The following is a 26,571-nucleotide window of genomic DNA, read 5'->3' as shown; positions in this document are numbered from 1 at the left end:
ATAAATGGCATATATTGAATTCAGAAATGTTCATAAAAGTTTCGGAAATAACGAAGTTCTGAAAGGCATCAATCTTTCTATTGATGAGGGAGAATTTGTCACTCTTCTCGGTCCCTCCGGCTGTGGAAAAAGTACGCTTCTCCGCTGTTTTTCAGGCCTGGAGACCGTTACGGAAGGAGAAATTTATCTGGACGGAACTAACATCACAGATTTTACTCCCAAACAGAGAAAAATCGGCATGGTTTTCCAGCAGTACAGTCTGTTCCCCAATATGACTGTGCGCCAGAATGTTGCCTTCGGCCTTCAGATGCAGAAAAAAGACAAACATTTTATTGCAGAAAAAGTAAATGATGTTCTTCATACCGTAGGACTTTCCGACAAGCTGGATCAGTATCCACGTCAGCTGTCCGGCGGCCAGCAGCAGCGTGTTGCCCTGGCCCGTGCCATTATCATGGAACCAAAAGTTCTTCTTCTGGATGAGCCTTTAAGCGCAATTGATGCCCTGCTGCGAAGAAACCTTCAGGTGGAAATCCGTAAAATTCAGCAGAGTCTGAAAATGACTACCATTTTCGTCACACATGATCAGGAAGAGGCCATGGTTATGTCCGACACCATCCATCTGTTTAATGTGGGTCAGATTGAACAGTCCGGATCACCGGCAGATATCTATACCCACCCGCAGACAAAATTTGCAGCCAATTTTATCGGACACTATAACATCCTCAGCAATCCGGATCTCAAAAAACTGTGCGGTCTTTCCTCAGACTGTGACTTTGTCGCAATCCGTCCGGAAGCCGTCCTGATTTCTCCGGAAACGCTGAATGATGCCGTTCATTTCCAGGGAAAGATCACCGGTGTGATGCTGCGTGGAACTACCATTTCCTACACCATAGACTGCGATGGTATCGAATTACGGGCAGATACCCTGTTTGAAACCAACCGGCAGCGCAATATGGGCGAAATGCTTCAGCTCCAGATTTTGAAAGAAGATATTCTTCATCTTCATTAATAACTCCTGACTTTACGGAGGTATTCCCTGCAAAAAAACTCCCACCAACAGGCAGCTATAAACAGCTGTCTCTGTCAGCGGGAGTTTGGTTATGTTATTTTATATCTTCTTATTTCTTTTCTTCCTGAACTTCGATCTTACGGATAGTCTTATTCTTGATCTCTTCTTTGATGAAGCTGATGAACTCGCCAAGATCTTTCATTCCTTCATCACCAAGGTAACGGCTTCTTACGGAAACCTTGCCCTCTTCTTCCTCTTTTGCACCAACGATAAGCATGTATGGTACTCTCTCAAGACGTGCCTCACGGATCTTGTATCCCATCTTCTCAGAACGTCCGTCTACGGAGCAGCGGATGCCTGCCTCTTTCATCTGGGCCTCTACCTTCTGCGCATAATCGTTGAACTTCTCGGAGATCGGGATCACACGAACCTGCTCCGGGCAGAGCCATGTCGGGAACATTCCTGCATACTTCTCAATGAGCCATGCAAGAGTTCTCTCATAGCATCCCATAGATGTACGGTGGATGATGTACGGACGCTGTTTGTCGCCGTTCTCATCAATATAGTACATATCAAACTGTTCTGCAAGAAGTGCATCCCACTGGATTGTGATCATGGTGTCTTCTTTTCCGTATACGTTCTTGGCATTGATATCAACCTTCGGTCCGTAGAAAGCAGCCTCTCCTACATCCTCTGTGAACGGAATGTTCAGCTCGTTCAGCATCTGGCGGATATGACCCTCTGTCTCCTCCCATACTTCCGGCTCACCGATATATTTCTCTTTGTTTGTCGGGTCCCATTTGGAAAGGTGATAGGTTACATCTTCCTCAACACCAAGTACCTGCAGGCAGTACTGTGCAAGTGCGATACAGTCTTTGAACTCTTTTACCATCTGGTCCGGTCTTACAATCAGATGTCCCTCGGAAATCGTAAACTGACGAACTCGTGTCAGGCCATGCATCTCACCGGAATCCTCGTTACGGAACAGTGTGGATGTCTCGCCCAGACGGATCGGCAGATCACGGTAGCTGTGCTGCTCTGCTTTGTATACATAGTACTGGAACGGGCATGTCATCGGACGAAGTGCGTAAACCTCTTTGTCCTTTTCCTCGTCCCCAAGTACGAACATGCCGTCTTTGTAATGATCCCAGTGTCCGGAGATCTTGTAGAGATCACTCTTTGCCATCAGAGGAGTTTTTGTTCTTACATAGCCACGTTTTGTCTCCTCATCCTCGATCCAGCGCTGAAGCTCCTGCATCATGATCACACCGTTTGGCATGATAAGCGGAAGTCCCTGTCCGATTACGTCTACTGTTGTGAAGATCTTCATCTCACGGCCAAGTTTGTTATGATCGCGTCTCTTAGCCTCTTCCATCTGCTCCAGATGCTCTTTCAGCTCATCCTTTGTTGCATATGCAGTTCCGTAGATACGTGTGAGCATTGCGTTTTTCTCGCTTCCTCTCCAGTATGCGCTGGAAGAAGAAAGAAGCTTGAATGCTTTGACTCCTTTTACGCTCATCAGGTGTGGTCCTGCACAGAGGTCTGTCCAGTCTCCCTGGGAATAGAAGGAAATCTCCTCTCCCTCCGGAAGATCCTCGATCAGCTCTACCTTATATGGCTCATTTTTCTCTTTGAAGTATGCGATGGCATCCTCACGGGATTTTGTGAAACGCTCAATCTTTGCGCCTTTTTTGATGATCTTCTTCATCTCTTTTTCGATGGCATCAAGATCCTCACGGGAAAATGGCTCGTGGTCGAAATCATAGTAGAATCCTGTATCAATGGATGGTCCGATGGCAACCTTTGCCTCCGGATACAGATTCTGTACAGCCTGTGCCATTACATGAGATGCTGTATGACGGAGAACTGCAAGGCCCTTCTCATCTCTTGCTGTAAGGATGTTAAGCTCACAGTCATCCTCAAGGACTGTACGAAGATCTACAACCTCTCCGTTTACTTCTCCTGCACATGCAGCACGTGCAAGGCCTTCGCTGATGTCATATGCGATATCGATCACTGATCTTGCTTCTGAGTATTCTTTTTTTGAGCCGTCTTTTAATGTAATAATCATGATTGTTTCTCCTTTCGTTTTCAACGAGTTTCTATGATACACAGTGCATTTTCCTGTACCGGAGATCTTTTCCCGGAAAATACTGTGGAGTAATTTTCTCCGGAATAAAAAAATCCCTTACAGTACATCACGCACTGTAAGGGACGAGTTTATTCATTCTCGCGGTTCCACCCTGCTTGCTCCATATAAACAGATACCTGTCAAATACAAAGCCTCTCAATTATGATGATAACGGAATCACCGGACCGGATTGGGGCCACTCGGAGGTAGTTTTCAACTGTTTCCCGATAAGATGTTTCCAGCACTTCACATCTCTCTCTGTAACATTTCACAGTTTACTCGTCTCGTCAACGTGTTTTTATTTCTTTTTCTGTGGTTCATTATAAGCGCAGTATTTTTATTTGTCAACGCATGTTTAAAAAAAATTTTCACAGATTTCCCATCATTTTATCCTTGATGATTGCCAGAATTTCTCTTGGAATGTAGACCAGAAGACGCCAGCTTCGATATCTGGAAGGTACCATAACAACTTCCCGGAAGCCGCATTTCCTTGCAATAGCTGCTCCTCTCCATACATGAAAATTGTTGGTCACCACGCCTATGGAACAATCTGTGGTTCCGATCTTCCTGCGGCTGAATTCCAGATTCTCCTTCGTGCTGGTGGACTCTTCTTCCAGGATCAGTCTGTTCCCCTCTATCCCATGTCCGATGAGATAACGGTACATGGCCTCTGCCTCGGAAATGTTTTCTCCGTCACCTTTTCCACCGGAGAGAACTGCCCTTGTCCCGGGATTCTCCTTAAGATAAAGAAGAGCCCTTCTGGCTCGTTCCAGAAGGGCAAGTGTCATCCGTGTTCCGTCCACGTGGGCACCTAACACGATAATGTAATCCAGATTCTTCTTTACGCTCATTATCTTCCGCAGCAGTATTTGTATTTCTTGCCGCTTCCGCATGGGCACGGATCGTTTCTTCCGACTTTGTGTGGTTTCACAACTGTGCCGGATTTCTTCTGCTCCATGTAGAGAGCTTTCTTCTTCTCTTCTGTGAAGATCTTGTCCCACTGAGGAAGGTTGTAAAGCCAGTCAGCCTTGGCGTCTACCATGTTCTTATAGAGAGCTTCTTTATCAAATGCAAGGTTAACCTTGGTGTTCTCATCCATAGTCTCGATCGGGTTCGGAACCTTCAGGCTGTCGTTGATTCCGTCAAGGAAACCAACCATAGTCATAACATCCTGACCGTATTTCTCAGCAAGCTCTTTAACAGTTCCGGAAACAACCTCATCCGGGTTCTCCAGAAGCTGCTCGTAAATGTTCTTCTCAATGTTAAAATAAGTTGCCCAGAAGCGCTGAAGCTTATTCTTATCTGCATTCTGATTATAAGCAACGGAACGCCACTGCTCAAGAATTGTCATATCGCTCATTGTCTGATCCTCTTTTCCAAAATTTTAGATGAATAAAGCGGACGTTTCATTCCGCTTCGCAATTTTTGTTTATTATATCATCTTTTGGCGAAGAAAGCAAATACATCTATCTCATATCCACAAAAATCCACATAAAAAAGATACTTTCTCACCTGCAGCCGTCACTGTACTGTGCAGAATATTTTTTTGGAAAATCACGAAAAAGGACAGCAACTTTTCCCATTCACTGTCCTTTTCCTATGTGTCTTATATCATATCCTGTTTATTTTACTGAAGGTACTGATTGGACTTCCAGATCACACTTACCAGACGTGCAATGCATGCGCGCAGGTCCTCGATCTTAAGTGTTCCCTCTTTCAGTTCTTTTCTGAGATTGTCATGATCTCCGAAACATCCCGGCATTACCAGGTCATTTCCCGCTCTCATGCAGCCGGATGCTGTACAGCTGTCTCCCTGTTCTGTAGTCGTCCAGTCTGTCATGATCGCTCCTTTAAATCCCCATTCGTTTCTGGCGGACTCTGTACAGAGATCATAATTGTTTGCCGCATGAATACCATTGATCAGATTGTAACTGGTCATGATGGACATTGGCTGTGCTTCTTTTACCGCAATTTCAAATCCTTTGAGATAAACTTCGCGAAGTGCACGCTCAGACACAACACTGTCTGATCCCATACGATTGTCTTCCTGATTGTTGCAGGCAAAATGTTTGATGGTCGTTCCACATCCATAATTGGACTGAACACCTTCTGTCATAGTTGCCGCAATGGTTCCGGATACATACGGGTCTTCGGAATAGTATTCGAAGTTTCTTCCGCAGAGAGGATTTCTGTGGATATTCATTCCCGGTGCCAACCAGAGTGTTACTCCGAAATGTTCCATCTCTGTTCCGATCATGGCTCCCACTTCACGGATCAGCTCCCGGTTCCAGGTCTGCGCAAGCAGTGTTCCTACCGGGATCGCAGTACAGTACTGATAATATCTTTCTCCCGGAAGTTCTCTGGAATCGTCATAGAACAATCCACCTTCCAGACTGAACTCAAATGGCATGGAAACAATGCTTCCGTCATTTACATGATAATACTTCATCAGGCGAAGTCCTGCCGGTCCGTCTGCCAGAACGATGCTTGCAAGACCTTTGTCTACTGCACAGCGATGGGTTTCACCTGCAGAACCTGGAACGGAAATTCCTGCTGCGCCAAGATTGCCACCCTGTGCTTTGCCCGGATCTCCTGCTGCCAGATCGATCAGATCTTCTTCTGACAAGGTATTTACAAAATCCATTGCTTCTTTTTCATAGAGGTCTGCATTCTTCTTATATTCCACAGTCTCGGTAGCAATGTCTGCTCCACGAATGTTAAGAACAGTCAGTTCCTCCTCTTTCGCCTGCTGCGCTGCTGCCGCCGCACGTTTTGCTGTTTTGGATGCTTCCTGAGAAATTTCTTCCAGTTCCTGTTTCAGCGGGAAAAGATTTCTGACCTGTCTTCGGATCACTTCCTGATCCAGTTTTATGCCTCCGCAGAGTTTTGCTGATGCAAGACTGTTTCCGACCCATATGCCATAAAAACCACTCTCAAGGATCCATGCAGCTCTCTTCTCATCATAAGAAGTCAGCCCATCCATCTTTACTTCCATGGTAACTTCCTGTGCTTCTCCCGGTTTCAGCTCGTTTGTCTTTGCATAGGCTGCAAGACGGTGTGCTTCTTTTTCGAGGATGCCGCCCGGCAGGGATGCGTAAACCTGTACGACTTCTTTACCGGAAACATTTCCCGTATTTCTGACCGTTGCCGTAACACGGATCTTTTCTGCTGATACCGCTTTCAGAGCACATCCGGTGATCTCAAAGTCTGTATAGGAAAGACCGTAACCGAATCCATAGCGCACCGGAACTTCAAAAGTATCAAAATAGCGGTATCCCACATAAATTCCCTCATCATAAAGCTCTGTTTCCACATTTCCGTTATTATGTGAAAACTTCTCGGAGCTGGGATAATCCTCATATTTATAAGCCCAGGTATCTGCCAGTTTACCGGATGGGTTCACCTTACCGGACAGGATATCCGCAAAGGCATTTCCGCCTTCCATTCCAGGCTGTACGATCACCAGAAGGGCTCTGATATTGCGGAACTCATCCATAAAGGAAAGATCCACCTGTGCACCTGCATTGATCACAACAACCACATTCTTATAATAAGCACAGATATCTGCCAGCATCTGATGCTCTTCTTCACTGAGATCATAATCGCCTTTGTCAGCAGTACGGTCTGATCCTTCTCCTGCGATCCGGCTCAGAACATAGATCGCGTTTTCTGTATCTTCTCCTTCGGCTGGTTTCTGGATCGGATCTCCTGCCGGCATCTTAAAGGGAGTGGTGCTGTATACCGTAAAGAAATCCATGGTATCTGCACCTTCTCCTGTTTTTGAAAGGATACTTCTCTTCCACTCCTGACGTGCATTTTCATAGATCTGGTCGTAGCTTTCGATCCACGCTTCTGTTGTCACCTGGAATCCGGCATTTTTCATTCCCTGAAAAACAGATACGCGTTCACGCTCATTGACATCTCCGGAGCCGGTTCCTCCCTTGATGGTCCTGCCTGCACCGGCACCATAAAGTGCCACTTTACTTCCTGCTTTCAGCGGAAGGATATGATCTTCATTTTTTAGTAAAACGATTCCCTCTGCCGCTGCACGGCGGGCCACTTTACGATGTTCCAATTCCCATGGCTGCACTTTGGGATCTGTAGTGCCGGAAAATTTTCTCTCTTTCAAAATACGTGTCATGATTATTCCTCTCTGATAAAATCTGCAAATGTTTCTTTTATTTTCTGTTCGTCATCTGTACCTGCATTCAGGACTAGCGGCTTGGAAAGATCAAGGCTGAAGATTCCCATGATTGATTTTGCATCTACATAATATTTACCGCTCTGCAGATCCATGTCGCAGTCAAATTTGCTGCAAAGTTTATTGAATTTATCTGCATCCTGCATGGATACGATGTTTACTGTTAATTTTACCATAATCAGACTCTCCTTTTCCAGTTAAATTCAAGCGGATATTTTGGGCAAGCGGATAAAAGCATCCGCATTCGCTACGTAGCTCTACACCAAATAACTGCTACGCAGTTTATCAGAAGGAGCTACGCTCCTCCTGATACAAGCAAGTCCCCCTCGCAGGGGACTTACTTGATTTAGTTAAAGTACTTCCTGAGAAGATACGTCGGGGTGCAGCTCCATGCATGGCAGTAGCTGTTGACAATGCTGCTTCCATAAGGAGATTCCGCCGGATTTTCCGGATTGTAAAGTTCCCAGAATGTATCCGCACCGTGGCTTAACATTCCGCCCCAGTAATATTTCATATATTCCATTGCCTGGTCTCTTTTTCCGCACATCAGAAGTGCTTCCACAAAATGATGGTTCATGTACGGAGAAACCATTCCTTTTTCCGGTTTTAACTCCACCAGACGGTCCAGGATTTCTGCTCCCTCTGCGCTGTCTACCGCGCCTGCCAGGATCAGCCATACCTGACTTGCATAATTGATCTGTTTTTCCTCTCCGCTTATGAAAAGGCCGCTCTCTTTATCAAAAAGATATTTTTTCGCAGCTGCTGTTTTCGCCGCAGCTTCTTTTTTCATCTCTTCGGCTTTTTCAGCGTCTCCGAGGATTTCTGCGATCTTCTGTACCTTCTTTGCACAGTATATATAAACACCCTGCATTGCGCTCTGCTTGTTCAGACCATCCGTCCAGTCGATAAAGCCCCAGAAACCATCTCCGTTTTTCATAAGTTCCTTTTCATCAAACTGCTCTTTCGCAATTTCCATCTGACGATATGCACAGGCACTTAAATCTTTTAAAGTTTCCCTGTCACCGGACGCTTCGTAGTAGTCACAGAGGGTTGCTCCAAAGAACATGGAATAATCCAGAAGGAAGGTATCATCCACGATAAATTTCGGTTCTGTGAAAAGGCAGGCGCTGACCTGGCCATTATCCTTTGTCTGTCCAGCGAACAGATACAGACATCTTTTTACCAGATCCATGTTGTGGAAGGTCTCATAGTTCGCAAGTGCCTGGAGCCTTAAGTCGCCAAGCCACAGACGACGGTCTCTCTTTGGTCCGTCCTCGAATACGGACTGCATACAGTTTTGCAGGGTACGGAGGCTGACACGGTCCAGTTTTCGGATCATTTCATCCTCACTTTCCACCGGCTTTACATCTTCCATACTGACAGCGGAAACACTGACACAGGATACATCTTCCACTACCATCTGCCATTTCAGTGATGTATCTATCACCTCGATCTCCATATAGCGGAATGCATATCTTCTTGGAAGCTTCAGCTCTGCCGGAAGGACATCGACATGGATAAACTCTTCCTGGATCCATCCACGGCTGATCCACCCATCATAATCTGCGGAGTCCTCTGTCATCTCCTTGGCGATCTCACCGAATTTCAGTCTGAAAAATGCCGGTGCATCCTGAGGGCTTCCTACGGAGTTCAGTTTCAGGGTCACATATCCCACCTGATGATCTCCTAAATCCAGACAGATCTTATCTCCTTTTGCCAGGTGATAGCTGGAAAGATTTCCGATCTCATCTTTTTTATGAACTTCCGGATAAACATCTTCTGTTTTTACGATATCTACGATAGAAACCGGACGAACTACCGTTTCCCGTAACTTTGGTGTGCATGCTTCTGCTTTTTTTACAAAATCCTCATTGGTCACACGGACCATCTCAAGGTCAATGCTTACCTCTGGCATTATGCGTTTGCTCTCCTTTCATCCAGTTCTTTGACGATCTGCGGATAGATCTTATCCAGATCATAGAACATCATTGTGATAATTGTTGCGATATTTGTGATGATCGGCACCCAGATGTACATTGCTGTGATATAAGTCTGAGCCGTTGCTGTCTGTGTTGCAAGGTTTGCGTCAAATCCACCAAACTGAAGAAGTGCCGCACCGATACTGCTGGCGATAGCCATTCCCACTTTTCCAATGAAACCATTTACTGCGGAAAGAGTTCCGGCTGTATTTACACCGGATTTCCACTCACCATAATCAACAGGGTCCGGCTGCATTGCAAAATGCATACTTCCCTTCAGTCCGTATCCTGCTGCCGCGATCACCGCACCAGCCAGAAGAACCGGAACATTTGTGCCGCCAAAGAAGATGATCAGAAGACCACCCATATGTACAAAACTTCCTCCAACCATCAGATTTCGTTTTGATGTGAGTTTTACAAGGAACGGTGCACAAAGATTTGCTACGATTGGTACCAGTGTTGTGATGGTCGCAACGATCTGTACCAGTGTCGTGTTCTGTACAACATAAGTAAAGTAATAAATAACCGCACTTGCCTGGATCACAAATCCACCAAAGAACCAGACGATATTCAGTGCAAAAAGTTTCCACGGTTTGTTGTGGAGCAGACAGGAAATGTTTGCTTTAAGGCTGACTTTTTCCTGTTTGATGGTTACACGCTCTTTTGTGTTAAAGAAGCAGAAGAAGAATACAAGGCATCCGACTACACCGAAGATCATCATAACGATACGGAATCCAAGTGCCTCGTTGCCGTTTCCGAATTTGTCTACCAGTGTCAGGGCAAAAGCGCTGACTACAGTGGAACCGATGGATGAAAAGAAAGTTCTGCAGGATGCAAGGACGGTTCTCTCATGCGGGTCTTCGCTCAGTGCCGGAAGAATGGATGCCATCGGGATATTTACAACGGTGTATGCAGTGGAAAGCAGAATGTAAGTAATGTATGCGTAGATCAGCATACCTGTCTGTCCGATATCCGGTACAGAGAATGCAAGGACTGCAGCCACACCAAATGGAACCGCACCAAACAGGATCCATGGTCTTGATTTACCCCATTTTGTGTTTGTCTTGTCAATGAGGAATCCTACGATCAGGTCGGAAATTCCGTCAATTACTTTTGTTACCAGGAACATTACACTGACTGCACCGGCATTCAGATGCATGACATTTGTGTAAAAATACAGCAGATACAGGGAGATCATCTGCCAGATCAGGTTGCAGGCAAAATCGGAAGATCCATAACCGATCCTCTGACGCCACAGGCCGATCTTTACTTTCTTTTCAACTTCGTTCATCTCTTTTACCTCCGAATTTCTTTCTGGCATTACTGTACACTTTTTCCCTTTTTCTTCCAATTGTGATTTTTTTTGTAAAACACTGACGTTTTTTTCGATGATTATGATATACTTTCCTTATCTCTTATGAAAGATCCGCACGAAAAGGGGACTGTTATGAAACTTACCAGAGAAGAATTTCAGAAATACATTTATGCCTACAATGAAGATGAGATTTTTTATAAAACACTTTACCTTCAGGAGAAAGAACATCCGGAAACCTTTCATGAATATTGTCTTACACTGGACCGTGAACTGATCTATGAACACCGGCTTTTTGTCCCGGAACTTCAGGCAGAGGCCTGGTATCCCTATATGAAAGAAGCCGATCTTTTTCATGACATGAATGGCAATATCGTACTTTCCAAGCATTACCGTTATACGCCTGTTTTTTCCCATGAGCACGAGTTTTTTGAGATTCTCTGTGTTTATGACGGAACTACCCACACTACCATTCAGGGGATCGAACACACTTTACATACCGGGGATATCTGTATCATCCCACCACATACTACCCACAGTGTGGGAATCTTTGATGACAGTGTTGCTTTTAATATTCTGGTACGTGGTTCCACCTTTCAGTCCACTTTCTTCCAGTCACTGACTGCGGACAGTGCCCTGGCGCAGTTTTTTGCCCATGTGCTGTACCGCAAGACCGAAGGAAATTATCTGATCTTTCACAGCGGAAATGATCCACAGATCCATGACATGCTGGAAAATCTCTATATCGAATATCTGGGGCACGCAAAATACAGCTACACCTTCCTCAATTCCATGCTGATCATGTTCTGGGCCATGCTGCTTCGTTATCACGAAAATGATATCGAATCCATCCTCACAAAGGACAGCACCGGAAATTCCGTAACAGAAATCCTGGGCTATCTGAACCGTCACTATCAGAGTGTTTCCTTAAGCGAAGCTGCAGAACATTTTGGCTACAGTTCTTCCCATTTCAGCACCCTGATCAAAGAAAGTACCGGCCGGACATTCTTACAGATCATCCGGGATATCAAGTTGAACCAGGCATGCCGTGCCCTCAGGGAAACTTCTCTCAGCAATCATGCCATCTGCGAACTTGTAGGTTACGAAAGTCCGGAACATTTTATGCGTACTTTTAAGAAAACTTATGGAATGACTCCCGGTGAATACCGGAAGAAGAACAAAGAATAACGTAATAATGTAGTCAAAAATACGGAACCTCCATCCGGGCAGATAAATGTATCTGCCTTTCGTTAAAGAGAAGTTCCGCAATAAAAAATTTCAGGATAAATTTTTCATGATAAGCAATATCCTGCTGTCATAAAAAAACGGAGAATTTTATATATTATCTGTATAACCGATTCCGTTCCGGGAGATACTTATCATATCCTCCCCTTTAGACGCAGAGGGCTTCGCGATGGTGCAGGTTCTCTGCGTTTCTCTTTTTACAGCAACTCATACTGCATCATCACAAATTACTTCACACCAAGTTCCTCAAGCTCTTTTGCCGCCTGTTTCAGGTTTTCGAACTGAATGGTACGGATCCCTGCTTTTCTAGCCCCTTCACAGTTGATGGCCCGGTCGTCCATAAATACCGACTTCTCCGGTTTCAGATCATAGCGTTTCAGAAGTGTCTCATAAATATCCACTTCCGGCTTGATCTGCTGTACGTCGCAGGAAAATACCACTCCGTCCATATATTTCAGGAACGGCATATCTTTTTTGGTTCTCTCCAGCATATAAGTTCCGTAATTAGAAAGAACATAGAGATGATATCCCTGGTTTTTGAGATATTTCACCCAGGTTTCCGCATAGTCATAAAGATGCATGCATTCCGGATCCCGTCGTACCACTTCACGGATATCCTTCTCATATTCCGGTGCACTTTCTACAAATTTATCTACATACCAGGACTCCTCGTGGAGTGCTCTGTCCTGTTCTTCCCAGATTGGGTTTCGAAATGTTGCATCCGCAATTTTTTCATATTTTTCTTCCGGAAAATTGTAGCTCTTCAGATACTCTTCCCAGTCATATCCCATCAACACATTTCCCACATCAAAAATAACATTCTCGATCATACGGTTTTCATCCTCCTTTGGTTTCTCAGGTCCCCAGATCCGGTACGCCATCCAGAAAACATAAGCCACGATCGGTACCAGTACTGCTGCCGCAAAAGCGCCCCGGAACAAAGCCTGTGAGTTCTCACTGCTGCCCCATGCAAACACCATGGGAAGGCAGAACACGAGAAGCAAAATAACAACGCCTGCCAGTGCCGCAATTCTTTTAAAATTTTTCATTCGGAATCCTTTCACATGATATACCAGTTGTTATAGCCAATATTATCATCAGCCTCTTAACAAAAGGGCGCCGGAGAAATTTCCCCGGCGCTGCCTGTCGTAATCCTGTCACAGTAAATGATTATCTGTAAATGATGTCGTTTCTTCCTGGTCCGTTTGAGATCATGGTGATCGGGAATCCGATGTGTTTCTCTACGAACTCTACATATTTTCTGCAGTTCTCCGGAAGATCCTCGTATTTCTTGATTCCACGGATATCGCATTTCCATCCCGGAAGCTTCTCAATAACCGGTTTTGCTTTCTCAAGCTGCACAGTTGTCGGGAATTCTGTTGTTACCTCTCCGTCGATCTCATAGCCTGTGCAAACCGGGATCTCATCCAGATATCCCAGAACATCCAGTACTGTAAAAGCAACGTCTGTAGCTCCCTGGAGACGGCATCCGTATTTGGATGCAACACAGTCGAACCATCCCATACGTCTCGGACGGCCTGTAGTAGCACCGAACTCACCACCGTCACCGCCACGTTTTCTCAGCTCATCTGCTTCCTCGCCGAAGATCTCAGAAACGAATGCACCTGCTCCAACTGCACTGGAGTAAGCTTTGCATACGGTTACGACCTTCTTGATCTCATATGGAGGCAGGCCTGCACCGATGGCACCATAAGCAGCCAGTGTGGAAGAGGATGTAACCATCGGATAGATTCCGTGATCCGGGTCTTTCAGAGTTCCGAGCTGTCCCTCAAGAAGAACCTGTTTGCCCTCTTTCAGTGCATTCCAGAGATAGAGAGATACGTCACATACGTATGGCTCAACCATTTTCTTGTATTCCATCAGCTCGTTCATGATATCTTCCGGTTTCAGAAGCGGTTTGTGATAGAGATGCTCAAGTGTTACGTTCTTGGTCTCACAGATACGTACAACTTTCTCTTTCAGTGCTTCCTCATCAAAGAGCTCACTTACCTGGAAGCCGATCTTTGCATATTTGTCAGAATAGAACGGAGCGATTCCGGATTTTGTGGAACCGAAAGCCTTGCCGCCAAGACGCTCCTCTTCATACTGATCGAACAGAATGTGGTAAGACATTACCATCTGTGCTCTGTTGGAGATCAGGATCTTCGGTGCCGGTACTCCACGGCTTACCACTTCATTGTACTCCTTGAAAAATACAGGAATATTCAGTGCAACACCGTTTCCGATGATGCTTGTTGTATGTCCGTAAAACACACCTGACGGAAGTGTATGAAGTGCGAATTTACCGTAATCATTTACGATGGTGTGGCCGGCATTGGCTCCTCCCTGAAATCTTACGATGATATCGGCTTTCTCAGCAAGCATATCTGTGATCTTGCCCTTACCTTCATCTCCCCAGTTTGCTCCTACTACTGCAGTTACCATAACACAGTTCCTCCTTGTGTCTTTCTCTATTATTCGGAACGGCATGTTCTCTGTCTGTAATGCCAGAAGACATGCTATTCCTGTCTGTGTTCATTTCTTAATGTTTATAACCTTCCGCAATTATACGTTGATCTCAACCTTAACCCCAAGCAGATCCTTATGTGCATCCAGAACCGGCTGTACCACATTGGCAATAAACGCCTCTGTCTGCTCTTTTGCACGTCCTGTATATCTGGACGGATCCATGGATTTCTGAAGATCCTCAAGAGTCAGGTTAAATGCCGGATCCGCAGCGATCAGTTCAAGAAGGTTGTTATCCTTGCCTTCTACCTTCACGTTCTTGCCTGCTTCCATGGAAAGCTCACGGATACGCTCATGAAGCTCCTGACGGTCTCCACCTGCCTTAACTGCATCCATCATGATATTCTCAGTCGCCATGAACGGAAGCTCGGACATCAGTCTCTTCTCAATAACCTTCGGATAAACAACCAGTCCGTCTACAACATTGAGGCAGAGATCCAGGATTCCGTCAATTGCAAGGAATCCTTCCGGAACGCTGAGACGCTTGTTTGCAGAGTCATCCAGAGTTCTCTCAAACCACTGTGTCGCAGATGTGATAGCCGGATTCAGGGCATCGATCATCACATATCTGGACAGGGAAGCGATTCTCTCACTTCTCATCGGGTTTCTCTTATATGCCATGGCGGAAGATCCGATCTGGGATTTCTCAAATGGCTCCTCCACTTCTTTCAGATGCTGAAGAAGACGGATGTCGTTGGACATCTTATGTGCACTTGCAGCGATTCCCGCAAGGATATTCAGCACACGGGTGTCCACTTTTCTGGAATAAGTCTGTCCGGAAACCGGATAGCAGGACTTGAATCCCATCTTCTCGGCGATCATCGGATCGATCTTGTCGATAGTCTCCTGATCTCCGTCAAAGAGTTCCAGGAAGCTTGCCTGTGTACCGGTTGTTCCCTTGGAACCAAGAAGTTTCATAGTGCTTAATACATACTCAAGGTCCTCAAGATCCATCAGGAATTCCTGTGTCCAGAGAGTTGCCCTCTTACCTACTGTTGTCGGCTGTGCCGGCTGGAAATGAGTAAATGCCAGAGTTGGCTGATCTTTATACTGTGCTGCAAACTTGGAAAGCTCCGCGATCACGTTCACAAGTTTCTTGCGGACAAGTTTCAGTGCCTCTGTCATAACGATAATGTCGGTGTTATCTCCTACATAACAGGAGGTTGCTCCCAGATGGATGATGCCTTTTGCCTTCGGGCACTGTACACCAAACGCATACACGTGAGACATTACATCATGGCGAACCTGACGCTCACGCTCCTTAGCCACATCATAGTTGATATCATCCGCATGAGCTTTCATCTCATCAATCTGCTCCTGGGTGATGTTAAGGCCAAGCTCACGTTCCGTCTCAGCAAGTGCGATCCACAGCTTTCTCCATGTGCGGAATTTCATGTCCGGGGAAAAAATGTACTGCATCTCTTTGCTTGCGTACCGCTCTGACAGCGGGCTTACATATCTGTCTGTATTCATTATTATCCTCCTGATTACATACATCCGGGCCGGAATGGCGAATGATCCGTTATCTGCCCGGATCTGGTTAATTCACGCCTCTTGAAATTATATAACATTGCCTCTTCAAAAGCAACCGTTTGTTACTCCATACCCTGATGGAATTTTCCCAGAAATTCCTTCATTCTGCCATTATCGGAAGAAAATACCTCCTGTGGGGTTCCCTCCACCGCGATCACACCCTTGTCCATAAAGATGATGCGGTCGGAAATATCTCTTGCAAAATTCATCTCATGGGTGACGATCACCATGGTGATATGCTCCTGTGCCAGATCCTTGATAACCTTCAGGATCTCACCGGTGAGCTCCGGATCCAGTGCAGATGTCGGTTCATCAAAAAACAGGATCTTCGGATTCATGCAGAGGGCACGGGCAATGGATACTCGTTGCTGCTGTCCTCCTGAAAGCTGGAAAGGATACGCATTTTCCTTATCTGCAAGACCCATTTTTTTAAGAAGACTTCTTGCCTGGGCATAGACTTCGTCTTTTTTTCTTTTCTGCACTTTTAAGGGTGCGTCTACGATATTTTTCATTACGGAAAAATGCGGGAACAGATTAAACTGCTGGAACACCAGTCCCACATCTCCGGTTTTGATGATCTCGCCGCTGTCCGGTGTCTCAAGACCTGTGGCACAGCGCAGGATGGTGGACTTGCCGGAACCGGAAGGACCGATGATACTTAAAACTTCCCCCTCTTCCACATCAAGCGAAATGTCTTTGAGAACTTCCAGCCCGTCAAAGCTTTTTTTGATATGTTTCATTTCAAATAATTTCATATTCTGTACTCTCCATTCCGGTTAACGGTAGTAATTCATGCTCTTTTCAACCTTCTGCATCACAACTGCCACGATCAGATTGAATACATAATAAAATACAGCAGCGATCACAAAGGGCATCATGGTCGTCTGTGCACTTGCGATCTGCTTGGCAATGGTAAACATCTCCGCTACTGCCACAACAAAGGCAAGGGAAGTATCCTTGACCAGTGTAATAACTTCATTGGTAATGGATGGCAGGATCCTTTTGATCACCTGTGGAAGGATGATGCGGAAAAACGTCTGCACTTTATTGTATCCGAGGATCTTTGCAGCCTCATACTGACCAACCGGCATGGACTCAATGCCGCCACGGTAGATTTCTGCAAAATAAGCCGCATAGTTGATGGCAAATGCAATAAATACAGCGATCAGGCTGTATCCCATGGAAATACGGATTCCGAAGATAAAATACGGGCCGAAGTATACAACCATCAGCTGCAGCATCAGCGGAGTTCCTCTCATAATGGATATGTACGCGGATACAATGGCACGGATCACTTTGTTTTTGGACATTCTGCCAAAACAGATCAGAAGTCCCAGCGGCAGAGAAAACAGCAAAGTCACAAAAAAGATCTCAATAGAGACCAGCATTCCTCCTGCCAGCTGCTGAAGCATTACACTAAAACTCATTTTTTTCCTCCTGGTTCGGAGTATCTGTCCCATTTATCGGACTGATACCTGTAATTCCTGTAAACAACAGGAAATGAGCGTGCCCGGCAGCTCTTCATACGCCGAAGCACCCTCATTTCCTTTTTATGCAGAAGCTTCAAAAACTTCTGCTATGTTTCTTATTTCTCCTGCTGTTGGATAGTTTCTGAAAAAATATCTTCACAGCTTTTGCTGTAATCTGAGACTGGATCACTTAGATTCAGAATCCGCTTCTTTCTCTGTGCTATCTGCACTTTCCTCTGTGTCAGCTTCTGCTGAATCGGAATCTGAGTCCTCCTTATCCTCGCTGATGCAGAGCATACTCTTATCCAGCTCATATTTATCTGCAAGCTTATCAACTTCGCCGGACTCGTCAAGTTTCTCAACTTCTGCCCATACCAGATCTTTCAGCTCATCGTTACCTTTCTTGAATCCGATGCCATACTGCTCATTCTGGATCGGCTCGTCAAGGATCACGTATTTATCCTTGCCTCTCTGTGAAAGCTGATAATTGGCAACACCAATATCAACAGCAACCGCATCTGCAGCACCAGAATCAATGTTCATAAATGCGGTGTTGTAATCCGGGTTCTCTGTGAGAGATGCGAAGCTGTCCTTCAGATCCTTGTTATCATCGTTGTTCAGTGCGTCCAGTGCAGCGGATGCAGCCTGTACAACTACGTTCTTACCCTTAAGGTCTGCAAGTTTCTCGATTCCGGAATCCTTGGCAACCACGATTACCTGTTCATTGTTGATGTAAGGATCTGTCCATGTATAATCATCCTCACGTCCGTTGATGGTAAATCCGTTCCAGATACAGTCAATGGTTCCGGAATTCAGTTCCATGTCCTTGGAATCCCAGTTGATCGGCTTCTTAACAAGCTCCCATCCAAGATTATCACATACTTCCTGAGCCAGGTCAAGGTCAAATCCTACATAATCACCATTATCATCCTTATATCCAAATGGCGGGTACTCAGCATCAAATCCTACGATCAGGGTCTTATCCTCAACACCTGCCTGTACACTTACTCCTGTTACCATCATTCCTATTGTCATCGCTGCCGCCATTACTACTGCAACTGTTCTCTTCTTCATGATTGTTCTCCTTTTTTTCGTTATTCCTTTATCACGTGGTCACTCTACCACGTGAAAGCGTATGGTTATAGTACCATACCAAAAAGGAGCTGTCAAGAGCAAACCTTCTGCTGTGCCAGATAATCTTTGTATTTCTTTCTTGCGGTTTTTAAATAGGCTCTGGAAATAGGGATCTCAGTCTGTCCAATTACAAAACTGTTCTTTTTGAGTGTGTTCACTTTCTCCAGATTGATGCAAAAGCTCTGATGGCATCTCATAAAATTACTGTCGGAAAGCTGTCCCGCAAAATCTCCCAGACGCGCTCTGCAGCTGAGTTTCTTTCCGTCGGTAAGGTGGAAGGTTACATTATGGAGGCTGCTGGATATGTACGCCAGACTGTTATGCTGGAGTGTATAAACCTGAGTTCTGTAATGAAAATGCAGCGCCTTTCCGCCTTCTCTTTCACAGGTGGTCAGGATAGGTAACAGCACATGCTCCAGTTCTCCGCTTTCTACAGGTTTCGTCAGATAATTAAAAGCAAATACCTCAAAAGCTTCTTTATAAAATTTCTCATTTTCCGCTACCATGATGACCGGAATATAATTTCCCCGAAGCCGTATCGCACGGACTGTCTCCAGGCTCTTTCCATTTTCACCATCCAGACCCATAAATACCACATTACAGATCTTATGCCCTTCCGTCAGTCCGTCAAGAAGGCTCTGCCTGCTACGGTATATCAGGATCTCCGCATCCGGAAGCAGCGTTGAAAGCTGTCTGTAAAGCTTCTGAGCATCTTTTCGTATTTCATCACATACCGCAATAGTTATCACTGCCATGGTTCTGGTTCCCTCCGCCCTGTTCTTTCTTGATATGATCTATTCTATTTTCAAAAAAACTGTCTCGCAATATGTGCCACCAATTGTGCTCGGATTTTTTACAAATAATTGCAATTCCTGATCTGTTTTTGTATAATAATGCCACAAGTATGAAAAAAGGAGAATTATTATGTCTGACTTCAGCAGCAAATGCCGTGAATATCTAAAAAATACAGGAGAAACGGTATACCAGTTATCTGCATCCTCAGGCCTTGACCGTACCTCTCTGCAGCGTATGATCACAGGCAAACGTCTGCCTGGAATGGATTTTGTCCGTCAGTTCTGCGATTCGATCCGGATTAATCCATCCCAGCGTCAGGAACTGATTGAATTATATAAAATCGAAAAAATTGGAAAAGAAATTTACTATAATCGGAAATACATCCAGGAACTTCTCCGTGTGATCAGCACCCAGCAGATGCTTTTCTCCTCTGGTTTTCACAGTCTTACTTCTCTTCCGTTTTACAGTGGAGACTTTTCACTTGATGTGGAAAAAAAAGTTTTAAACCTTTTTGAAGATATCCTGCTCTCCGGTTCCGACGAAAAGATCTGCACCAACATTCCTGCAAACTGTCGGCTTATTGTACAAGTTTCTGCACATCTCTATCCGGAATATCAAAAGCTTCCTCCTGTTATCCAGATTCTTCCGCTTCACCAGAATCCTACCGCATCACCGGACTATAATATGAACCTGGAAACTTTTTTGTGTACCATTCTTCCGATCCTGTGCGGCTTTCTCAATTATCAGCCCTACTATTATTACACCCAGGCCGGAAGAGAACTTTCCTGTTATGAATTGTTTCCGTTTTTCTTTATTACAGAAAAGAAACTCCTGCTTATTTCTTCTGATATGTCAACTTTCATATCTACAGAAAATCCGGAAGTTATACATTCCTATCAGCAGGAATTTCAGAAAATCCTGGAAAACTCCAGCCGTTTTTTCCAGCAGTCGGATTCTCCTTCACAGATCCTGGAGATTTTCGGTTCCATTATGAACACCAATATTACAACAAACTTTGCGCTGGAGTCTCATCCATGTCTTGCGTTGATGTCCTATGGACCCGACTTTGTACAGGCCCTCTTTGAAAACAGAGATATTGATCATTCCAACTCTGTTTATACACAACTGGTTTCTATTTTAAAACAGCCGCAGTTTGCCTTTACAGAAAACGACACTTCCTGTAACTATTTCACCCTGAATGGAATCCGGAAGTTTGCACAGACCGGTCTTCTGGACGGTCCATATTCCTATCATCAGACACCACTTCCAAAAGAAGAACGGAGAAAATCGATCCAGCACATTCTTGACACAGATATGGGCGGTGAAAAATGCAAGATCCTTAAGCATTCTGTCCTCCCTGAAACGGGAATCCATCTTGAAGTTCTGTCCGATTATTCTGTTTTTCTCTGTTTTCTTTCCAAAGAAGATACTTTTATGTGCGTTTATCTGAAAGAAACCAGTATCGGACAGGCTCTGGACGACTATCTCTCTTCTCTTTCCGAAGAAGAAGCTGTCTACACAAAAAAAGAAGCCCGGAAGATCCTGCTGGGACTTCTTGAACAGCTTTAAGAGCCTGTACTTCTGTGATATTCTCTTGTAAGATCCTCCAATATCCTGTCAGTCTCTCCGGGTGCAATCTTCTGCTCCGGGAGGCTGATAAACTGTTCCAGAGCTCTGGCAGTTTCTTTTTTTACGGAATCCTCTGCCTTCAGATCTTCCTGTATCTTTTCAAATTCTTCCGGTGTATGCACACTTCGGTAAGCCAGAAGATAAATCTTCAGTGCCTTTTCTGACTGGTTTACCTTCCATGCAGCAAAGAAACAGTCCAGTGCCTTATCCATCTGAAACAGATAACTGTAAGCACATCCCTGATTATGCAGAATCCGCTCTCTCATTTCTCTGGAGATTTCTCTGGAATCTTTTTCCAGAAGCTTCTGATAAACACGGATTGCGTTCACGTACATCCGGTTTTCCATGAGGGCATCCCCTTTTCTCTTTTCCCGTATCTCCTCGGATTCCTTATTTCTTCTTTCAATCCTTCCATTCAGGATACGAAGTTCTTCATAAGCCAGATAATTGATCTCTTTAAATATCGGATACAGAATTTCCTCCAGACCTGCCTCTTTTCCAATGAAAGGTCGAAGCTTCGCCGCAAGTTTTGGAAGTTTCAGTTCCTCATCCAGCCAGGTACACAGCTTATTACTGATAAGAGAACGATCCACAAGGTAAAGATTATTATAAAGATAATAGCAGAGTTCTTCTATGGAATAAATATTCGTGCTGATATTTTCAATGTAAAATGGTTTCTCTGCTTTCTTTACCTGGCATAAAATATATCCGCTCATACCTGTTTCCTTTCTTCTGTCTCATCCCAGCGTACCAGTTCTTTCCATGTCTTCCCGCTGGATGGATACATTTCCCCAAATCCAAGATCCTTTACTGTGATCTCACAGTCTTTCGATGATACGTATTTCAACGTAAGTGCAAGTCTGGTCGTCCGGTTTGGTCGTTTTGGCAAACCTTTAAGCGCCATTGCCACCCGCTTTCTCTCCGTTTCATCCGGAAGATTTACTACAAAGACCAATTCTTCCGTATCATCCAGGATCAGTTCACACTCTGCATTGCATTCATACCAGTTGCTGCCGCCTTCGATCAGCGGATAATACGCAGGAGAACCCATCACCCGCATATCCATTCCCACATCCGCAGTAACCAGGGAATCGCTTAAATATCTGTACCCTTTTAATTTTTTGTCTTCAAGTCTGTCCTTACCGGCGATGCAGGCTCCTTTTGCAAAGAGATTGTTTCCGTAAAATACTTTGCGTCCCTGATGACACAGAAGCTTTACTGACTGCTGTGCCCACTGCTGGTCGAACCCTTCTCCTGTGATCTGCACACTGGAAAAAAGTTCTTTTCCAAGAGTTTTTGTTATAAAACGGCAAAACTCCACATCACGGATCTCATCCTCCGTTTCAAGCGTTGTACTCACCGGTTCTTCGAGATTGACAAGTATAGGTCTGGATGCAGCATTGATCGTCAGCTTACGAAACGCAATTTTATCTCCATCAAACGCATACCAGGCCACACTTCGGTTCCAGGTTTCTCTTTTCTGGCCCAATGCATAGTAATAAAAACTTTCCCCGTAATCCATAAGCATGTATTTCTCTGCCGGAAAACCGGCAATTCCACAGGCCTTCTGATAATTACGCACCTGTATGGCATCAAGCTCAGGAGAAGTGATACACATGCACTTTGTGTTTTTTACAATGTCCTGAATTCCAAGAAATTTCAGCATTCCTTTCAGGAAATGAGCAAGGAGCTCTGCCGGCTCCTTATCCTCTCCCGCCACCTGTATGCTTTCTTCCTTCTGGCAGATATCATAAATATTTCCGAGCATGATCCCGCCTTTTTCTCTGGAAAAATACTGTGCTTCCAGGCCCACACAGTAATCGTTCTGCTCTGTACGGTAACAGATACAGCCCGGAGCCTCATACTGGCTGGTTCCCACTTTCATGGAAAGAGAACGGGCCTCTTCTGCTTTTCTGTCATAATAGCAGATCTGTGTATATTCTTTTCCAATATCGATTCCTATCAGCAAATCTCGAATTTCATTCATCTTTCCGGTTCCTTCTCTATGACAAACATTTCATTGACGTACTGTTCCTGCCGGAGATACTGTGAAAGTTTCTCCTTCACTTCCGGATCTTTCTCCAGTTTTCTTGCACAGAGGATCTGATTGATCAGCTGATATTTACTGGAAGCTCTGTCATCCGTCAGATTCATGGTCAGCATTTTCTCTTCAGTCCTGTGCACACCGTTTTCATCTTCTGTCTGAAAATAATAGTGCAGAGTCTCACCGTAAAACAGAGTAAACGTCTTGGTAAAAATTCCCTCATAGACATTACGCAGCGGCTCGCTCTTATATTCCGGCATGGTTCCAAGTCCTGTATCCAACAAATAATACAAAGTAACAGAAGTCTCAGGCGAAGCATGATATTCTACAAAAGTCTTATCATCCAGCTGATACGGGCGCAGGATCCTCTGATCCAGATCATGGAAAAACTCAAATACCATATCATCTTTTACGCAGGAAGCCAGAATTTCTTCCTCCAGAGCAAGTTCTTCCTCCTCGGATGCTTTTTCTTCGGAAAGTATTTTCAGAAGTTCCAGGTCACAGATTCTGTCTGTTGGCCATTCTTTCCGTTTGCAGATTTTGAGATATTCTCTGAGACACGGAGTCTCCGGCATCCCCTTTACAAACATTCCATAAGCCATCTGTGTCAGGTAAGCTCCGATCACCTGTTCCTTTCCGGAATGACTGATATAAGATTTCAGGATCTTTTCGCCTTCTTCCCGGTAATCTGCAGTGAACATCAGAAGCGAAAGTATCCTTTCCTCCAGGCTGTACGTATCCATCTCAAAACCGCAGGCACTTTTCCAGATATCCAGAAGTTCTTCCACAGGACCAAACCGGAATTTCATCAGATACTGAAGGATCACTTCATCATAAATTCCATTTCTGTATACATGGGAAGAAAGTGCGATCAGCTCTTCATCTTCCGTACAGTCACAGCGAATGATCATCCGGCTTGCCAGTTTCAGCAGCTCACATTCCTCTACTCCTTCAAAGCCAAATGCCTCCACAACGCTCATTGCCTGTGGGAACAAGCCTCTCTGGATGAGGATTTCCAGCAGTATCTTCTTATCGACCATAGCATATTCCCGATAGTCCATCATTTCCAGGCAGGCATCCAGATCTTCTCCCTGTACATGATCCCTGTAATATTCCAGGATCCGTTTTCGAACAGCATCTCTGTATTCTCCTGTAAACGCAGATGAAAGGACCAGCTTCTGAAAAATCCCCAGATTTGTGCGGCAAATATCCTGTGTCTGGCAATAATAAAGCAGCACACCTGCTTCATCTGCGCCCTTTTCCAATACTGTCGGTACCATTTCCCTGTCGTCAAAAAGTGGTGTCATGTTATAATCCACTGTTGACGCATAGCGTCTCTGTTTTTCGTCCTGAAAGATCACTGCAGCATCTTCTGTATAGATCCTCGGATAGGCGATTCCATGCACACAGGGATAAATTTCTTCCTGTTTCATCTGTCTGTGACGAATGATCACGCTGCGTACCTTGGGATCATCTGTATACAGGCGGTACGTAAACATCCTTGAAGCAATAACCTGTGCTTCCTCCGTATTTGCCGGTTCGCGCATAAATTCCTGATAGACAGCAGCATAATTTTCATTCATTCTTCCTTCTCTCAGCTTGCGCATGGCAAAATCTCTCATGCTGTCCCGATAGCTTTCGTAAGTCTGCGGATCCTGCTCTTTCCGGGCGATGATGCAGGCATAAAGATACGCTCTCTTGGAATCTCCGAGATTATTGTTATTATAAGTAAAATACATAAGCAGCGGCTTCGGAAGTACTCTTCTGTAAGAAGTGTCCAGTGTCTCTACATAATATTCATAAAGACGTGTGATCCGGATTCCCTGGTCTACTGCCGCGGAAAACCAGCGGAAATATTCTGCTTTTCGTGGATTTCCCTTCATGATATATTTACAGATCGCTTCTACTGTGTCATCCGACGGAAAAGCCTCACACCCCAGTACCATAGCCCGGTACAGGCTTTCATTAAATGATTTCTCATAACCGGAAAGATAAGCAAGCCGCATCACAAGTTCCTCTGTAAGCATGTTCTCTTTTCCGGCAAAAAGAAATACCTGCGCCCAGAAACGATTCATCCGGTGAAGCAATGACATATCCCGGCAGATGCTGTTCCATGCTTCCAGATACAGAAACGGGCTGGTACATCCTCTTTCAAAAAGCTCTTCCATCAAAAAGATCTTTCTGGATGGGGAAAGAGTCTGATCCATCTCAAATACCAGTTTCAGAAGAATGTAACTGTCCTCTTTCTGCATCTGAAAATTCTGGATCTTACGAAGCGCCTGTTCCTCATCTCTGTACAGTCCTGTCAGGGTACACAGATACAGATAAAGCCCTGCCTGTTCCAGTTCATTATGATTAAAAGATTTATTCTGATAACGTACCAGAATGTCTTCTGCTTTCTGGTCTTCTCCTTCCAGATGGAAAATATACGCTTCCAGAAGCTGATATTCCGGATATTTCAGTCCGCTCTCTCCCATTTTATCCAGTTTTTCATGTGCTTCGGCTGCCCATGTCTGAAAGCCGGTTTTCCCGCATGCAAAAGTCAGATACTCCCTGAGCATGGATACGCGGTACTGTTTCTCCAAAAGGTCAAGATTGACAGAGCTTCCGTTTCCCCTGGACGCCAACACATGATACACCAGTTTCTGATAAGGAGTCCGTACAATGATCTCACCATACTGGTTACCTTTTCCCAGTTTTTCCTTATGGATCACATATTCCACTTCACAGGTACTTCCAATAAAATCTTCTTCCGTCACAACATGTTTCCCTGTTTCCAGGAAGTCCCCATTCACTTCAATATCTGCACGCAGATGGCCCCAGCCGCTTCTGTGAATATAAAAAGACTCCTGTATGGATTCACTGACCTCATAGAAATTCGCCTCTTCTCTGTTCAGATCCAGTGTCACCTTATCTTTGGCACCGGCTGTGATCAGAAATTCCTCCAGATGCTGGTATGTTACCGGCTGCTGAGACATTCCTTCATAAAGAGAACGGAGCTTCTCACTCTGTTCTTTCAGGATCAGGGAAAAATGGCGTTCCGTAAAAAGCCTGTATGCTTCATGGAAATCCTCCTTTGCGATCCGGATAAATTCTTCCATGGAAGTCACTTTTCTGCCTGAACTCTTCACTTCTTCTGTCTGCACTGTTACCTTAAAAGGCAGCCTGTATTCTCCGATGCTGGTAGTAAAACACAACCATCCCGCAAAACTTTCCCCGGGTTTCATTCCTTCTGCATCCACGCCATAAGGCATACGTACTGTCGTACCTGAAAAGCGGTCAAATCCAGGCACCAGTCTCCGATCAGAGGATGTTACAAATCCACTGATCCTGCGATTGTCATCTGTGCCAAAATAAAGTTCGTCTTTCGTCGTTTCTCCTGCTTTCAGAGTGACGGAAATCTCCTCCTGGGAAAACAGAATTTCCGGCTGTTCATAAATAAATTTTCCGTTAAGAAGCTGTTCTATCCTCTTTTTCAAAATATATACTCCTCGTCAATGTACGTTGATTATTAACACTCATGTCTTATGATTATACACCAGATCAGAAACTGGCGCAACAGGA

20 protein-coding genes and 1 other annotated feature are annotated in these 26,571 nt (G+C 44.8%); of the genes, 3 read left to right on the top strand and 17 right to left on the bottom strand.

Annotation, left to right across the window (positions count from 1 at the left end; genetic code table 11):
• The first annotated feature begins 4 nt into the window (after nucleotides 1-4).
• On the top strand, nucleotides 5-1,009 hold the full coding sequence (locus G5B12_RS08390; RefSeq protein ID WP_174088042.1) for an ABC transporter ATP-binding protein: 1,005 nt from the start codon (nucleotides 5-7) through the stop codon (nucleotides 1,007-1,009).
• Between the two features lie 109 nt (nucleotides 1,010-1,118).
• Here the strand turns inward: G5B12_RS08390 and thrS are convergent, their stop codons facing one another.
• The 7 genes from thrS to G5B12_RS08355 form a co-directional block, all read right to left on the bottom strand.
• Nucleotides 1,119-3,080 carry a threonine--tRNA ligase gene (thrS, locus tag G5B12_RS08385; RefSeq protein ID WP_118071189.1) on the bottom strand — a complete coding sequence of 654 codons (1,962 nt, stop codon included), beginning with the start codon at nucleotides 3,078-3,080 and terminating at the stop codon, nucleotides 1,119-1,121.
• A gap of 136 nt (nucleotides 3,081-3,216) precedes the next feature.
• Nucleotides 3,217-3,440 (bottom strand) — a binding site (T-box leader).
• Between the two features lie 68 nt (nucleotides 3,441-3,508).
• Nucleotides 3,509-3,991 carry a YdcF family protein gene (locus G5B12_RS08380; protein WP_118071190.1) on the bottom strand — a complete coding sequence of 161 codons (483 nt, stop codon included), beginning with the start codon at nucleotides 3,989-3,991 and terminating at the stop codon, nucleotides 3,509-3,511.
• A complete protein-coding gene (locus tag G5B12_RS08375; RefSeq protein WP_021977629.1) occupies nucleotides 3,991-4,500 on the bottom strand; it encodes an SEC-C metal-binding domain-containing protein in 510 nt (169 codons plus the stop codon). Before G5B12_RS08375 ends, G5B12_RS08380 begins: the two co-directional genes overlap by 1 nt.
• Before the next feature lie 267 nt (nucleotides 4,501-4,767).
• The gene (locus G5B12_RS08370; RefSeq protein WP_174088041.1) at nucleotides 4,768-7,281 is read right to left on the bottom strand and encodes a glycoside hydrolase family 3 protein; all 2,514 of its coding nucleotides are present in this window, start codon (nucleotides 7,279-7,281) and stop codon (nucleotides 4,768-4,770) included.
• Between the two features lie 2 nt (nucleotides 7,282-7,283).
• Nucleotides 7,284-7,517 carry an HPr family phosphocarrier protein gene (locus tag G5B12_RS08365; protein WP_021977631.1) on the bottom strand — a complete coding sequence of 78 codons (234 nt, stop codon included), beginning with the start codon at nucleotides 7,515-7,517 and terminating at the stop codon, nucleotides 7,284-7,286.
• Nucleotides 7,518-7,687: 170 nt separating this feature from the next.
• Nucleotides 7,688-9,256 (bottom strand): alpha-L-rhamnosidase-related protein, encoded by a 1,569-nt coding sequence (locus tag G5B12_RS08360; RefSeq protein ID WP_174088040.1) that lies wholly within the window; start codon nucleotides 9,254-9,256, stop codon nucleotides 7,688-7,690.
• The gene (locus tag G5B12_RS08355) at nucleotides 9,256-10,611 is read right to left on the bottom strand and encodes an MFS transporter (protein ID WP_021977633.1); all 1,356 of its coding nucleotides are present in this window, start codon (nucleotides 10,609-10,611) and stop codon (nucleotides 9,256-9,258) included. Before G5B12_RS08355 ends, G5B12_RS08360 begins: the two co-directional genes overlap by 1 nt.
• Nucleotides 10,612-10,767: 156 nt before the next feature.
• Between G5B12_RS08355 and G5B12_RS08350 the strand changes: the two genes are divergently transcribed.
• Complete coding sequence (locus tag G5B12_RS08350; protein ID WP_174088039.1) at nucleotides 10,768-11,820, top strand: helix-turn-helix transcriptional regulator; 1,053 nt, start codon at nucleotides 10,768-10,770, stop codon at nucleotides 11,818-11,820.
• Between the two features lie 284 nt (nucleotides 11,821-12,104).
• On the opposite strand, the gene G5B12_RS08345 is transcribed toward G5B12_RS08350, so the two are convergent.
• The 7 genes from G5B12_RS08345 to G5B12_RS08315 form a co-directional block, all read right to left on the bottom strand.
• Nucleotides 12,105-12,926 (bottom strand): HAD family hydrolase, encoded by an 822-nt coding sequence (locus G5B12_RS08345; protein WP_118170412.1) that lies wholly within the window; start codon nucleotides 12,924-12,926, stop codon nucleotides 12,105-12,107.
• A gap of 121 nt (nucleotides 12,927-13,047) precedes the next feature.
• Complete coding sequence (locus tag G5B12_RS08340) at nucleotides 13,048-14,322, bottom strand: adenylosuccinate synthase (RefSeq protein WP_174088038.1); 1,275 nt, start codon at nucleotides 14,320-14,322, stop codon at nucleotides 13,048-13,050.
• A gap of 120 nt (nucleotides 14,323-14,442) precedes the next feature.
• Nucleotides 14,443-15,876: an adenylosuccinate lyase gene (gene purB, locus G5B12_RS08335; RefSeq protein ID WP_015527100.1), complete on the bottom strand. Its 1,434-nt coding sequence runs from the start codon at nucleotides 15,874-15,876 to the stop codon at nucleotides 14,443-14,445.
• Nucleotides 15,877-15,998: 122 nt separating this feature from the next.
• On the bottom strand, nucleotides 15,999-16,691 hold the full coding sequence (locus G5B12_RS08330) for an amino acid ABC transporter ATP-binding protein (protein WP_021977637.1): 693 nt from the start codon (nucleotides 16,689-16,691) through the stop codon (nucleotides 15,999-16,001).
• 21 nt (nucleotides 16,692-16,712) lie between these two features.
• Entirely contained in the window at nucleotides 16,713-17,363 is a 651-nt protein-coding gene (locus tag G5B12_RS08325; RefSeq protein ID WP_021977638.1) for an amino acid ABC transporter permease, read from the bottom strand.
• 228 nt (nucleotides 17,364-17,591) lie between these two features.
• On the bottom strand, nucleotides 17,592-18,479 hold the full coding sequence (locus G5B12_RS08320; RefSeq protein WP_174088037.1) for an amino acid ABC transporter substrate-binding protein: 888 nt from the start codon (nucleotides 18,477-18,479) through the stop codon (nucleotides 17,592-17,594).
• Nucleotides 18,480-18,571: 92 nt separating this feature from the next.
• The gene (locus G5B12_RS08315; RefSeq protein WP_174088036.1) at nucleotides 18,572-19,294 is read right to left on the bottom strand and encodes a LytR/AlgR family response regulator transcription factor; all 723 of its coding nucleotides are present in this window, start codon (nucleotides 19,292-19,294) and stop codon (nucleotides 18,572-18,574) included.
• Between the two features lie 169 nt (nucleotides 19,295-19,463).
• Here G5B12_RS08315 and G5B12_RS08310 point away from each other — a divergent pair, with 169 nt between their 5' ends.
• Nucleotides 19,464-20,903: a helix-turn-helix transcriptional regulator gene (locus G5B12_RS08310; RefSeq protein WP_174088035.1), complete on the top strand. Its 1,440-nt coding sequence runs from the start codon at nucleotides 19,464-19,466 to the stop codon at nucleotides 20,901-20,903.
• On the opposite strand, the gene G5B12_RS08305 is transcribed toward G5B12_RS08310, so the two are convergent.
• The 3 genes from G5B12_RS08305 to G5B12_RS17440 are packed head-to-tail and all read right to left on the bottom strand — an operon-like array spanning nucleotide 20,900 to nucleotide 26,486.
• Nucleotides 20,900-21,679 (bottom strand): hypothetical protein, encoded by a 780-nt coding sequence (locus G5B12_RS08305; RefSeq protein ID WP_118170419.1) that lies wholly within the window; start codon nucleotides 21,677-21,679, stop codon nucleotides 20,900-20,902. The two genes, G5B12_RS08310 and G5B12_RS08305, sit on opposite strands and share 4 nt — an antisense overlap.
• Nucleotides 21,676-22,950: a DUF5716 family protein gene (locus tag G5B12_RS08300; RefSeq protein WP_021977643.1), complete on the bottom strand. Its 1,275-nt coding sequence runs from the start codon at nucleotides 22,948-22,950 to the stop codon at nucleotides 21,676-21,678. Before G5B12_RS08300 ends, G5B12_RS08305 begins: the two co-directional genes overlap by 4 nt.
• Entirely contained in the window at nucleotides 22,947-26,486 is a 3,540-nt protein-coding gene (locus G5B12_RS17440) for a DUF5717 family protein (protein ID WP_244096066.1), read from the bottom strand. The genes G5B12_RS08300 and G5B12_RS17440 overlap by 4 nt, the downstream gene beginning before the upstream one ends.
• Nucleotides 26,487-26,571: the final 85 nt, after the last annotated feature.

This window comes from Blautia sp. MSK.20.85, from assembly GCF_013317245.1.
In the GTDB taxonomy this organism is placed as follows: Bacteria; Bacillota; Clostridia; order Lachnospirales; family Lachnospiraceae; genus Blautia_A.
This window is presented reverse-complemented; position numbering and strand designations above follow the sequence as displayed.